Raw genomic sequence first — 13,702 nt, 5'->3', positions numbered from 1 at the left:
AAGGTGCAGGGGATGGTAAAAGGTATAGGAACGAACGTCGATACAAGGAGAGTGAACGGATCGATAAAGAGACTGGTGAGTGAACTGGAGTTTTTCAAAAACATTGGATTCGATTACGTGGAAATTCCCGCTGCCGGGCTCGACGTGATAGCAAGAGGGCGCATCATAAAGAAAAGGCTTGAGAGGGTAAAAGAGATACTCTCCAATTACAACTTCAGGTATACGGTGCACGCACCGGACGTGATAAATCTCAAGAGAAAGACAAATCCCTGGCATTACAAAGTGATGGAAGCGGTTATAGAGTTTGCCGGAGAGATAAACGCTGAAGTCATCGTTTATCATTACAACGAAGTGGACCATTCCATCGACGTCCCAGAGAGAATACAGCGTCGAGCGGAGATCCTGGCCCTTCGAGATCTTGCAGATCTGGCGAAGGAAAAGGGCATTGTTATCGGTATAGAGAACGTCCAGCATCCTGTCTCTGAAGTTCTGGAACTGGTGAAGCAGGTGAATCATCCGAACGTGAAACTCACCATAGACATCGGACACCTGTTCATACTCACAAGCTATCGGGGCCTTAACTTCTATGAGGAGTTGAAAAAGGGTCTGCCTTACGCTGTGGAACTCCACGTCAGTGACAATTTCGGTGAGTCTCCCCAAACGTACCAGCAAATACCCGATGTTGAAGCCTTCAGGTTCGTGTACGGAATAGGGGATCTCCACCTTCCCATCGGGGAAGGAGATATCCCCTACAACAGAGTTCTTAAGATAATAAGAGAATCCGATTTTAGCGGGATCGTTATTCTGGAGATAAACTCCATGGACAGGTTCGCAGACGAGTACGCGGACTCTCTCAACCTTCTGAGAAGACGTCTCATCCTGGCAGCAAACAACAGCAAGACGAAAAAAAGAAGAAGGGTCAAGTGAGGTTTTTCCTCATTTTTCCGTATCTGTCCGCTGTTTTCAGAGCAAAGAACACGTCTTCTGGTGTTACAGGACGGGGTTCGTTGTGTATTGTTTCGTTCTTGTCGCAGGCCTTTTCTGCCACTTTCATCAGATCCTCGTCCGAAACATCATCGAGCCCTATATCTGCCAGGGTTGTGGGTAGTCCCACTTCCTCACAGAAGGAGTAGACCTCCTCGATAATCTCTCTAGGCTTGTCTGTCAAAAACAGCGACGCGAGAACTCCTATGGCGACCTTCTCTCCGTGTAGATACTTGTGGGTGTTTTCTAAGATGGTGAGACCGTTGTGTATGGCGTGGGCAGCTGCCAGTCCGCCACTTTCAAATCCCAGTCCGCTCAACAGTGTGTTTGCCTCGACGATTCTTTCAAGGGCCGGTGTGACTGCCTTTTCTTCCACCGATCTCTTTGCAAGAACACCGTACTCAAGGAGCGTTTCGTAGCAGAGCCTTGCCAATGTGTAAGCGGTCATCGAACCGATCCTTCCTGTCATGTTCGGTGCGTGCTTTTGCTTGCACGATTCTGCCTCAAACCATGTGGCAAGGGCATCTCCCATTCCGGCAACGAGAAATCTCGCGGGGGCTTTTGCTACGATCTTGGTGTCGACAAGAACGACATCTGGATTTTTTGGCAAGAACAGGTATCTTTTGAACTCTCCACTTGGCGTATAAATCACGGAAAGAGCGCTGCATGGAGCATCTGTAGAGGCAATGGTTGGAACTATCACAACGGGTCTTTTCAACTCATAGGCGACCGCTTTGGCAGTATCGAGAGTTTTTCCACCACCTATACCCACTACCACGTCTGTTTCCCCTTCTGCAAGACCTGAAAGTCTTTCTATCTCTTCGTCTGAACACTCTCCGCCGAAGATCTGTTTGTTCACCCTGACCTTTGTGAAAGTACCAAAAAAACCATCTCCCAGGACGTTTTTGTCCACAAAATCGTCGATCACCACGAACGCCCTTTCTCCAAAACGGGAAAGTTCTTCTTCCAGGATGTTGATCGCACCTGCTCCTTGAACGTATCTACCCGGGAATATGGTGGTTGTGATCATCACATCACCTCCCGGTTCCATTTTAAACCCTACATGTTACGTATTTCACAATGTGGGGAAAATTTTTCGGAAAGATCAACCGAAGATCTTTTCGAGCAAAACTGCCCAGATGGGAAGGGTGAATATGGCAAAGAAAGTGGTGAGGGTAACACCGTAACCCACTGTTTCGCTGTCTCCGCCCAGGGCGGAGGTAAGAACAACTGCGTTTACCGCGGCGGGCATGGCCGTTTCAAGGACGAACACCTTCGCGGTGAGCCCCTCAAGTCCATAAACCATTGCAAAGATCAGTGCAAGAAGTGGTGCAAGAAAGAGTTTGTTCACAACGATGATTCCTCCTACCCTTGAAAGATGTCTGCTCAGTTTCAATCTGGATACGGACATTCCCACGTAAAGAAGAAGATACGGTATGGCAGATTGTTTCAGCATGAGTACAGCATCTACGATCCACTCTGGAAGTTCTCTATAACTCCATCCCATCTTTCCTGTGAGAAATCCAGCAAGCAGGGCGTATATGTAAGGAAGTTTAAAAAGATTTTTGACATTTACTTTTTCTCCCAGAAACATAGGAAGAACAGCAGAGAACATGATGATGTTTAAAGTAGCGTAGACCACTCCCAAAGAGAGTGCTTTCTCCCCCCACAGCGAAAGAAGGATAGGATATCCCAGATATCCTACGTTTGCAGTCACGGCGGTGATGTGAATCACTTCTTTTTTTTCTTTAAAGAGTCTGGAGTAGAGATAGAAAACAACAAAAATTATGGCCACTCCAAGGCCAAATTCTCCAAGGGTTGAAAGACTGGGAGTGTACTCGTTTATGAAAGTAAACGTCACCGTTGGCACCATCACCCAGATTGCAACCTTTGAGGCAAGTCCCATGACCTCTCTAGAAAAAACCTTCCCCACTGTGTAACCGATGAGGATGATTAGAAAGGAGGGAATTATGGCAGTGAACGTCGTATAGAGCATTTCTTTTCCTCCTTTAGATCTGAACGATCCGTCCCGTGTCTGCTGAAAGTCTTGCTTTCAGGGCAACTTCAGTGGTGAAAATTGAATCTTCTGGTGTCACCATACACTTTCCCTGACCACGTATTTCTTTCAGGAAATCCCTGAAGATCTGTCCTTCTTCCACCAGAGGAACTTCCCTGTGGCCTTTATCGTCGGTCAGGAAAACTCTTTCGTGGATAACTTCGACAATTCCATCGGTTCCCACTATTCTCATTCTATCGTCGTCGTGGGTGGGAGCCCCCTGGGGTCTGAGATAATCTATAGTGAGTGAGGCAAAAATCTCGTCTTCCAGTGTGAAGTGACAGAGTGCGGTGGTTTCCAGTTCCCCGTGGTCCAGGTTATGGCGGCGTGAATGGGTGGCATAGACGGAAAGGAACCTTTTTCCAACGATCCAGTGTATCCAATCGATCGCGTGTATCCCAACCCAGGGAATCGTACCACCGAAGGTTTCTCTTTTTTTGTAAAAGTCCGGTCTTTTGCCCAGTTTATAGGATTTCTGCGTGTTCACAAGCCTTATCTCACCGATTGCACCCTCATCGACTAACCTCTTAGCGGTGAGAAAGTGAGATCTGTATCTGATACCGAACATGGCGACAAAAAAGACTCTGTTTTTCACTTTCCGGTATGTATTTTTGATTCTTTCAAGATCCTCAAAGGTTGTGGCTATGGGTTTTTCCACGAAAGAGTGGATATCCCTTTCAAGGGCTTCAAGAAGAATCTTTCCGTTCAGGGAAAAGACCGTGTTTATGACAAGGATGTCTGGTTTTTCCTCATCCAACATCCTTCTCCAGTCTTCGTACCTTTTCGGTGTGATGTTCATCTCGAGCAGAGCCTTTTCCAGTTTTGATATGTCCTCTTCCGGCGTTCCGGGGGAAATTCCTGTGATTTTACATCTCTCGTCCAATCCTTTCAGGACGTAGCCAAAATGACCGGAGGACCCCACGATACATATCTTCAGCATGTTATCTCTCCTTCAAGGCCTTCGAAATTCTCAAGTTTCACTTCTTCTCCACGTCTTGCCCAGGGAAGGCCAAGTTCTGAGAAGATTTTCTCCTTTCTGTACGCTTCTTCCATCGCTTCTTTCAATCCTTCCACCCAGATCAGGGGTGGGTTGCCTTCAACTCTTTTCATTTCGTCCGGAAAATTCTGTATCTCTCTCATGGAGATGTGAGCTCCATTTATGGCGATCGTGTGGGCCATGGCCGACTCAAGAGTGCAGATGAATTCCTCTTTTCCTCTGGCAACCTCCACCGCGACCCAGAGTTTTCTCATGCTTCCGTGATCCGTGGGACCATAGACCTCTTTTTTTCCATCGTTGTAAACCACCAGAAGGCTTTCTTCGCTTTCTGGATACTCCGAATAATTACAAAGGACGCGTGCTTTTTCGAATCTGTACTCAAAGACCGGCCCCATACGTTCTTTCACCGCATGGGTTGCAAAGAAGAGAACCGGTGTGTCTTTCACCATCATCTTCAAAGCGCACGTATCGAAACTCTCTATATTGTTTGCCCTGTAAAGTTCTGCCACGATACTGTCTGGATAGGCACTGCTCTCCATCCTCTCACCCAGCAGAAAGAGCATGTTGTGAAGGAAATGGGCCGTGGCGTTTCCTGCCACGCTGTCCAGAACCCATCGGCCGTTCACTTTCATTCTCCCAGCCCAGGAATTTCTCCTGTAGTAAGCGGTGTCTCTTGGCCAGAGAACGATCGTTTTGAATAGAACTGGCCTTCCGAACTTGCCCGAGAGAATATCCTCCTTCAGTCTGAGAACTGCAGGATTGTAGGACCACTGGTAACCTATCGCAACGATCTTTTTGTATCTGTCTCTGCACTCGATCATTCTTTTAACTTCCTTCACCGTTGCTGCGGCCGGTTTTTCGCAGAGTACATGGCTGCCGTTTTTGACGGCAAGGCATGTCTGTTCACAATGGTAGTGTATGGGAGAAGATACAATGGCAAGATCCGCTGTGTGGTGCAGGTAGAACTCTTCAAGGGAGCTGTACATAGGAACGTTCAGGGAACGAAGTTCTTCATAGAACCTGCTGTTTTGAGGAAACGGATCGACTGCTCCCGCTATTCGAACCCCTTTTTCCTTTCCTTCCCTCAGGATGTGCTCGACGTATTTGTTCCCGTATCCCCCGATACCTGCAAGCACAACGGATATTTCTTTCATAGGTCTTTCCTCCTCATTTGAAGATCTCTCGTTTCATGAAACTGTTCCACACCGTCTCGAACCAGGTATCTTCTCTTGGTATCTCCTTTACTGCACTCCAGAAAAATTCACATTTTCCGTCCCTGTAGAGAACTCTCTGAATCTTTCTGTTGAAGGATTCATCTGCCAGACTGTATCTGAACATCTCCGGAAGGTTTGAAACCGGTAATTCTCCATTTGGATCGTAGACGATGTAAGATCCCCTGCTTCTTCCACCGGACTCTATGTAGTTTTCAACGGCGGAGATGTACACGTACTGGGTAAGAAGGATGTCGTATAGTCTGAAAGCGAAGGGAAGCTGTTTTATAGAGGAAATTTCTATCCTATCGGCCAGAGTGTTGAGGTCTTCCAGTGCCTCGTTCTTTCCCCTTCTTGCCTCTTCGAGAGACCTTACAATCCCCATGCTTCTCATAGAACGATCGCTTATCTCCTTGAGGATGAACGATATGTTCGACCTTCCGGTGATTCTTTTTGCGAAACGTTCACCCAGTTCGATCTTTTTGAGAATTTGCTCCCTTGCTTCTTCCAGGAATTCTTCCTCTTTCAGTGGATCGCCGGAATAGTTTTCCACCACGTACTGGGCGGCCCTTATTCCACCCACCTGTCCAGAGTTCAGGGCGCTTCCACCCGGTCTGTAAACACCGTGGGTTCCGTTCACTTCTCCCACCGGGAAAAAGTGTTTCAGATTGCTTTCCCACCAGATGTTTCCATGAAGGCCTCCATTGTTGTGCTGAGCACACACTCCGATTTCCAGATAATCCTTCCTCAGATCTATTCCATGTTGTAGATAGATCTCTATGGCCGGTCTGTTCATTTTCTCAAGTCTATCTATAGGACGTCCAAAGAGCGCTCCCGAGTTCTTCAGATACTCGTACGCCTCTTTTCCTAGAAGAGAGAAATCCAGTTCACCGTTTTTGCTTCCCCAACTTGGATTTCTCGTGAAGTCGAGCCAGACCCTTCTTCCTTTGATCACCGTTTCGTAGAAAACGAGGATATCTATCAGGGAAGAGCCATAGTTTTTCACTTTTCTTACATCGAACGGCCATTGATAACCCTTCAGAAAGATGGCTGTGAGCATCGTTGAAGGATCAGGAAAGTACTCTTCCAGGAACTCCTTCTCATCGTTTCCGTTCTCGTCCGTGGAGACGTACCTTGGGATGACCTGCTGGTACGTACCGGAGAGGTTCCATCTGAACTTTCTGGAAGCAATCCCAAACTGCCATTCCGTGAGGTTCTTTCCCCAGACACCCGCTTCCAGGGCAATACCTGTGGCACCGAAATGAACGGGGGGATAGACCGAGTGGGAGTAGAACATCCCGGCAGGTCCACCTGTAGCGTAAATCACGTTTTTCGCGTTGAAGAGAACGTATCTTTTTTTTGGATCGTTGATGTTTTTCAGATCGAGAGCGATCAAACCGATCGCTTTTTCTTTGTTTTTATCGGTTAGAACACCTATTACCTGGTATCCTTCGAAGATTCTGATGCCTTTTCTTCTGACCTCTTCGAGGAGTCTTTCACACATGTAGTAGGAAGTCAAAGGACCGGCGGAAGTGGCACGCTGCTTGGGATCGTGGTCTGTTTTGTACCCTACATACTCTCCGTACCTTGAGTGTGGAAATGGCACACCGATCTCCACGAGTCTGAAAAAGGCACGCGTAGAGAGGGCAGCCTCGACGAGGGCAATGTCTCCGTCCATACTTCCACCGTTGAAGAGCGTTTCTGCAAGATCGTATACAGAATCCGGTGTGTCTCCTGCGAGAGTGAGTTTGTAGTACGTTTGCTTGTCAGAGCCGGTGTTTCTGGAGGTTCCCCATTTGAGGTTTTCGGTCACAAGGGCCACATCTTTTTGCCCGAATGAAAACACCCTATCTGCTGCGTTCAAGCCAGCAGCACCAGATCCCACCACAACTGTGTTGAGCGAGAAAACTCTTATGGTGTGGCCGTTCAACTTCACGGTGGATTCTCTCATTTTTTCTGGCTCTCCTCCATCTTTTTGTATATGGGAAGGTAAACTTCACCGTCTCTTATTACACACCCACAGCTTTCTCCTGCAGCCTTCAGCTCTGCACATTTGTTGCAGGTGATACAGACTCTCTTTGGATCGAGACTTCCTTTGAAAAGGATATCTTTCGGATAGTCTGGGTATGCGAAAGTCATCCTTCCGAATCCCACGAAGTCGCACCAGTTGTTTTTCAAAGCACCGGCCGCAACGTACGGTGCGAACTGCCTGAACCAGGTAAAACCACTGGCCACAACAAGTGTTTTCGAAAGATTTTCCTTTGCCAGTTTCGCAAGATTCAAAAGGCGCATTGCTCCAGTGATGGGATGTTCAGGAGGATTGTACTTTCCCATCTCGTCGTAAGGTCTGTTTATATGGGGCTTCAGATACGGCGTGGAAGCCGTCACGTTGATGATCTTCACTCCGAGTTCTTCCAGTTCTTTTAGGAGCCTTTTTGGTTCGGTGAAGTCGAGCGATCCCTCTTCGTTCGATCCCCATCCGTAGGGATAAGGTATAAAATCGGAGAGATTCAATCTCACAGTTATGTCGATCTCAACTTCTTCTCTCACCAGTTTGATAATATCTTTCAAAAGCCTTGTCCTGTTCTCGTAAGAGCCACCGTATTTTCCTCCTCTTGTGTGAGCCGCCAGAAGCTCAGAAAGAAGGTATCTGTGACATGCCTTTATATCTACTGCATCAAAACCGGCTCTCTCTGCAAGCTTTGCAGCCTTTAGATAATCGTATTTCAGATTTTCCAGTTCTTCATCGGACATGATCGGAAAATCCTCTGTTATGCCGTACTTTTCATCCAGGAACCTGTCGTGGAAGAGAATCTTTCTGTTCTTTCCAAACCTTCCAGGATGAGTGAGCTGTGCCACAACATAGGGTTCAAAACCGTTCGCTTTCAAAGAAACGTCTTTGATTTCCGCTACAAAACTTTTGAAAGCACCAATAGTCTCATTAATCAACATTAGCTGCTTTTCGTTTCCCCTCACTTCCCTGGAGATAGCGATGGCTTCAACCCAGATGATTCCAGCTCCGCCTTCGGCGAGCCTTCTGTAGCGTCTCAGGGTGAGAGGACCGGGCGTTCCATCGATCTGGGCGTCGTTTCCTTCCATGGGCTGATCGACGAACCTGTTCGAAATTGTCTCTGAGCCAAGATCAACAGGTCGTTTAAAAACACCGAAATCATCCGAAAAGGGAATATCGATACCAAGGGTGATCGCTTCCCATCGCATTTCATCCAGTGTTTTGTATTTGAACCTCTTTTTCACGGTGTCCACCTCACACTTTGAACTTTTTAACGAGCAAGGAGAGGTGTTCGGAGAGTTCAGAAAGTCTCTCTGCCGCCTCACTCACCCTAGCAGAGGAGGTGGTCTGGTTTTCTATGAGGGACTCCATTCTTGAGAGACTCTCCACGACACCTTCCACCACCTTGGTGACGTTGTCCATCGCACTTGCCATCTCCTCTGCTGCAGCCCCCTGCTCCTGAGCTGTTGCTGCCGTGTTCTCTATCATGCTGTTGATCTCTTCTATCCTTCCAAGGATCTCTTTGAACCTCTTTGTGATCTCTTCCCCCTTCACCGCTATCTCGTCCACACTCTCAAAGACCTCTTTCGACCCTTCTTCCACGTGCCCTATCGTCCCCCTCAGACTGCTCAGCATCTTCGCTATGTCTTCTGTCGCTTTCTGGCTCTCTTCTGCAAGTTTTCTGATCTCATCCGCAACCACTGCAAAGCCCCTTCCTGCCTCTCCTGCCCTTGCCGCCTCTATCGCTGCGTTCAGTGCAAGTAGATTCGTCTGCTCTGCTATCGAGCTGATCGTGTTCACTATCTCCCCTATGGTCTTGGCTGACTCCACAAGTTCCTTCAGGTAGTTTCTCTGTTTCTCTGTTGACCCTTTCAGTTTCTCTATGACACGGCTTACCCCTTCTACGCTCTCTGTTCCTTCTCTTGCTGCTTTCGTCACCGCTTCTGACCTTTCCGTCAGATCCTGGGTGATCTTCGAGATGTTCTGTGCACTCGCCGCTACTTCTTCTACTCCACTTGTCACTTCTGTGAGTGCACTGCTCATGTTGTTCGCCTCATCCAGTATCCTCTTTGCCTCTTCGTGGAGGTTCTCTGCCGATCTGTGGCTCTCTTCTGAGAGGGCCTTTATCTCTTCTGATGCCCTGCTCAACTCGTTTGATGCCTCTATGATGTTTTTGATCATCTCTTTCAGTGAGGATACTGCTTCTTTCAGGCTCTGTTCTACCTGTGTCAGCTCGTCTTTTCCTTTCGCCTCAAATTCTACCGTCAGGTCCCCTTCTCCAAATCTCTTCACTCTTTCTACCTGCTCTTTCATCCTTCTCACTACAGGCATCATCGAGAAGAACAACACCCCAAAGATCACGCCTCCAAATACCACGTACGTCACTATCGTTCCAAAGGTCGCTTTCCTTCCTTCTGAAAGAAGTTCGTTGAGGTATCCTGTCGAGAAGATGTAAAAGTCGTATCCTGGCACTTTCGCCCATACGGTGTATTTCTTTTCTCCGTTTTCTTCGTACTCCACGTACCTTTCTCCTCCACTCTTTGCTTCACTGAAAGCTTTCTCAAATCCCCCAAGTTCTTTCACGTCTTTCATGAAGTTTTTCATGTCTTTGTGTATCAATACTTTCCCATCACCGGATACCAGTATGCCGTAGCCGCTTTTGCTCGCTTTCCCCTCTTCTACTACGGTTTTCCAGAGATCTCCTGTTTTCGAGAGATTTACACCAAAACCCACGATACCTGTTCTTGTGTTCATTGTTTCTATGGGAACCACTACAACCAGAACGGGTGTTCCCTGGAACGTTTCTGGTATAAAAGCAATATCTTTACCCTCAACGGCTTTTATGTACTTTTCGTACTTGGAAAAATCCTCTCGATTAACCAGATTTCCATCTGTCAGAGCTGCGCTTTTGTTGAAGGACAGCGCAGAGAATGCAAAGGAAAAAGTGCTTTTTTCTTTCCCAACGGTTGGTTTTAGCTGATTCGTAATCATATATGCTTCGAAAAACTGTGAACCAAGATAAGCAGCCGCGGATCGTGCAACACTCGACACGTTGTTTAATTTCTCTGAAACAAACTTTGACAAGGCGCTAGTTTGATTTTCTACATTGACTCTAACAGAGTTGATTATCGAGCCGGATACGTCTCTGTAAATGAGAAAAAAACTGATAAGAAGTCCCAGTGTTACGACTACAATCAAAAACAGCACTTTTGCTTTGAGAGACATGTTTTTCATCTCCCTCCAAAATTTTCATAATCAGTACTTCAAACCACCTGTCATTATACCTCTCATGAAAAGTCTTTGGAAGAGGAGGAAGATAATCAAGGTGGGAATAATAGTCAAAGTGGAGAAGGCAAGGATGGTGTTCCATTCTGCTCCTCCATATTCTTCCTGTATCGTAGCAAGTGCCAACTGTAAAGTGTACAAATTTCTTCTATTAACAACCAGAAGTGGCAGAACAAAATCGTTCCATCTCCATGTGAAGGAAAAAATGGAAAGAGCGGCTACCAGAGGTTTCGAAAGCGGAAAAACAATCCTCCAGAAGATTTGCCATTCGTTTGCTCCATCTATCTTCGCACTCTCCAGGAGTTCGTCGGGTATATCTTTCATATATTGAACAGCCATGAACATACCAGTTGGAGTGTAAACAGCTGGAATGATCAGTCCCCAGAGACTGTTTATCAAACCCAGACTTCTGATCACAACGAACAGGGGAACCATTATCACCTGGGCACTCACGAACATGGTCATTGTGAAGAGGCGGTTCACAGGTCTGTTACCCCAGAAAGTTCCCTTCGCAAGCCCGTATCCGGTCATCACACAAACTAGAACGGTGATAACTGTTGCTACAGTGGCGACAAACAAAGTATTTCTCAAATAAGTCAGGAGATCGTAATCTTTCACAACGTTAATGTAACCCTCGAGGGAAGGATTCTTGGGAAAAATGGTAGGTGGGTAGCTATAAATCTCCCCCAGTGGTTTGAAGGATGAAACAACAGCGTAGAATACAGGAAGCATGAACACCACCAGCATGAACACTATGAAAGTCCATTTTATGATATTCGCAATCATCTTCGTCCCTCCTGACTATGATCTTGATTCCCTGAGTTTGAGAGTAATCATCGCTACAGCGAACGCAATGAGGAAATACACTATGGAAGCAGCGTAAGAATATCCTATCCTGAATTGTGTAAATGCAGTCTGATATATGTAAAGGGGAATTATGGTTGTTGCGTATCCGGGTCCTCCTGTGGTAAGCACATACACCCCCGCAAAACTTCTGAGTGTATGGGCAATCGCCGTCATTAGGACCAAAAGATTTGTATTGCTCATGGTGGGAAATACCACATACCAGAATCTCTGCCATCTGTTTGCACCGTCTATCATGGCAGCTTCAATGTAATCTTGGGGAACGTTTTGAAGGCCAGTGATGAACATAACCATCAAAAGCCCTGTCATACCCCAAGTTCGCAACAAGGCAATTGAAAACAGAGCAGGAAAGGGTTTTATCAACCAGGGTACAGGCGAAAGACCTATTGTTCTCAGGATATGATTCAACAGTCCTATGTCGTAGGATAAGAGCCATTTCCACATGGTTGTACCTGCAACAGCAGGCATCATGTATGGCCAGTAGAAAAAGGCACGAAGTATCTTGGAAGAAGTGTTCTCTTTGTACAGACACAAAGCAAGGGCAAGTGATACAAAGAATTGCATGGGAACTGCCAGAAGAAGGAGTTTTATAGAAACCCATACAGAATTCCAGAACCACCTGTCACGAAGAAGCATTTTGAAATTTTCCAGGCCAACAAATCTGGGAGGGCTCAAAAGATTCCACTTGAAAAAGCCCATCACGAAAACACTGGCAACAGGTATGGCGACAAATATTATAAGGAATATCAATCCCGGTAACACGAATACAAATCTTGTCCTAACAAGGTTTCGGAGCATCTACACTCCTCCTTCGTTTTCTCATTATCATCTTCTTTTTTAATGGCGGGGGATACCCCCCGCCATGAAGTTTTACTTTTTAATACCCAACTCTTCGATTATCCTTTCGTATTCTGCCCTGATGTTCTTCAGAGCTGTTTGGAGATCCTGTTGGCCAGCTATTACCAGGGATATTTGTTTCCTCAGAGGATCGTACAACTTGCTCCAAACGGGATTAGCCCTGACTGTTACAATCCATTCAGGAGCGTTTGCAGCCAAGTATCCAAACACTTCCTGAACATGTTCCATTATTGGTACACCGTAGTCCACTTTGTGACCTTTGTAAGCAGAGAGATGCAAAGTTGTCTTCAGATAAATGTCGTATCCTTTACCCTTCCAGCCAGCCCAGAGAGCGAATTTTGCTGCTTCTTCTTCCTTTTTCTTATCTCCCGTCTTGAAGGCGCCGAAGAATCTTCCACCCTCAACTCCGAAACAATATACATCTTTCGGAAGGTACGCGGGTTCGAATCTTTTACCACTACTCTCAGCAGCATCAAGTGCATCAGCAGTCTCCCAGCTGCCAGCCCAGTAAACAGCTGTGACTCCTCCGTAGAAATCGTTGTCAGCAGATTGACCACTGATCCATTCGGCGGGGACACAGAGGTTTTCTTTGAAGAGGTTAACGAAGTCTTCAAGGGCCTTGATAGCTTTGGGATCCTTATCGAGAACGAGATTCAAGTTTTCATCCAGAACCTTAGCTCCTCTAATTGCTAGATAGTTGGCTATTCTCTCTGCCGAGTACTGGATGGACATAGCGTAGGGCAGATTGTTCGCTTCTTTCACCCTTCTCAGAACGTCAACGAACTCTTCCCACGTCCATGGTTCTTTTCTGCCACCAAACGGTGGGAATGGTATTCCTGCTTTTTCAAAGTAGTCAACGTTTACCCAGAGCCCTTGTACAGTGAAGTGAAGAGGAACATACTTGATTTTACCATTTTCATCTTTGATGTAAGGCTTTACAACATCGTAGAAAGCATCTTCGAACTCTTCTGGTGTGATGCCGAGATATTTCTCAATGTAGGGATCCAGATCGATGAGGTATTCCCTGAGAGCAGGTGCAAATGGGTATGTGATGGTCATCAAGTCAGGTACATCACCACTCATGACAGCGAGTGAAATCTTTTGCATGTAGGACGAGTAGGAAATATCGATGATTTCAAAATCAACATCGGGGTGTAGTTTTTTGTACTCAGCGACAAGTGCTTCCAGTCCTCTCCTCTCTGTTCCACCACCACAGTAGATGGTAAGTTTCACAGCACTGACCAGTGCAGGTACTAAAAGAAGAGCGATCAGGAAAACAACTACAAACTTCCGCATAACTCTCCCCTCCTAACATAGGATTTTGATGTCTGATGCTTCAAGAAGATTTTATCATCATGTTTTCATCCATGTCAAGTTCGATTAACTTAGAATACAGTCAATTATGAGGAATTAAGAACAATTATAGGTGATTATTG

The 13,702-nt window shown here is 46.4% G+C and carries 11 protein-coding genes; 1 reads left to right on the top strand and 10 read right to left on the bottom strand.

Annotation, left to right across the window (positions count from 1 at the left end; all coding sequences use genetic code 11):
* Positions 1-12 precede the first annotated feature (12 nt).
* A complete protein-coding gene (locus TRQ7_RS02695; RefSeq protein WP_041843945.1) occupies positions 13-927 on the top strand; it encodes a TIM barrel protein in 915 nt (304 codons plus the stop codon).
* Here the strand turns inward: TRQ7_RS02695 and TRQ7_RS02690 are convergent.
* The 10 genes from TRQ7_RS02690 to TRQ7_RS02645 form a co-directional block, all read right to left on the bottom strand.
* The gene (locus TRQ7_RS02690; RefSeq protein WP_038066421.1) at positions 920-2,014 is read right to left on the bottom strand and encodes a glycerol dehydrogenase; all 1,095 of its coding nucleotides are present in this window, start codon (positions 2,012-2,014) and stop codon (positions 920-922) included. The two genes, TRQ7_RS02695 and TRQ7_RS02690, sit on opposite strands and share 8 nt — an antisense overlap.
* A 75-nt stretch (positions 2,015-2,089) precedes the next feature.
* Entirely contained in the window at positions 2,090-2,980 is an 891-nt protein-coding gene (locus TRQ7_RS02685) for an AEC family transporter (protein WP_041843944.1), read from the bottom strand.
* A gap of 13 nt (positions 2,981-2,993) precedes the next feature.
* A complete protein-coding gene (locus tag TRQ7_RS02680; RefSeq protein WP_041843943.1) occupies positions 2,994-3,980 on the bottom strand; it encodes a Gfo/Idh/MocA family oxidoreductase in 987 nt (328 codons plus the stop codon).
* The gene (locus TRQ7_RS02675; protein WP_041843942.1) at positions 3,974-5,191 is read right to left on the bottom strand and encodes a Gfo/Idh/MocA family oxidoreductase; all 1,218 of its coding nucleotides are present in this window, start codon (positions 5,189-5,191) and stop codon (positions 3,974-3,976) included. The genes TRQ7_RS02680 and TRQ7_RS02675 overlap by 7 nt, the downstream gene beginning before the upstream one ends.
* Positions 5,192-5,204: 13 nt before the next feature.
* Entirely contained in the window at positions 5,205-7,199 is a 1,995-nt protein-coding gene (locus TRQ7_RS02670) for an FAD-binding protein (protein ID WP_041843941.1), read from the bottom strand.
* Positions 7,196-8,503, bottom strand: a complete 1,308-nt coding sequence (locus tag TRQ7_RS02665; RefSeq protein ID WP_041843940.1) for an NADH:flavin oxidoreductase — start codon at positions 8,501-8,503, stop codon at positions 7,196-7,198. The genes TRQ7_RS02670 and TRQ7_RS02665 overlap by 4 nt, the downstream gene beginning before the upstream one ends.
* A 10-nt stretch (positions 8,504-8,513) precedes the next feature.
* Positions 8,514-10,484: a methyl-accepting chemotaxis protein gene (locus TRQ7_RS02660; protein WP_041844543.1), complete on the bottom strand. Its 1,971-nt coding sequence runs from the start codon at positions 10,482-10,484 to the stop codon at positions 8,514-8,516.
* Positions 10,485-10,514: 30 nt separating this feature from the next.
* Positions 10,515-11,330 carry a carbohydrate ABC transporter permease gene (locus TRQ7_RS02655; RefSeq protein ID WP_041843939.1) on the bottom strand — a complete coding sequence of 272 codons (816 nt, stop codon included), beginning with the start codon at positions 11,328-11,330 and terminating at the stop codon, positions 10,515-10,517.
* Between the two features lie 15 nt (positions 11,331-11,345).
* Positions 11,346-12,206: a sugar ABC transporter permease gene (locus TRQ7_RS02650; RefSeq protein WP_041843938.1), complete on the bottom strand. Its 861-nt coding sequence runs from the start codon at positions 12,204-12,206 to the stop codon at positions 11,346-11,348.
* Between the two features lie 72 nt (positions 12,207-12,278).
* On the bottom strand, positions 12,279-13,562 hold the full coding sequence (locus TRQ7_RS02645; RefSeq protein ID WP_041843937.1) for an ABC transporter substrate-binding protein: 1,284 nt from the start codon (positions 13,560-13,562) through the stop codon (positions 12,279-12,281).
* Positions 13,563-13,702 lie beyond the last annotated feature (140 nt).

The sequence above is a fragment of the Thermotoga sp. RQ7 genome, from assembly GCF_000832145.1.
Taxonomy (GTDB): domain Bacteria; phylum Thermotogota; class Thermotogae; order Thermotogales; family Thermotogaceae; genus Thermotoga; species Thermotoga neapolitana.
Note: the sequence above shows the minus strand (reverse complement) of the source record. Positions and strands in the feature narration are given on the sequence as shown.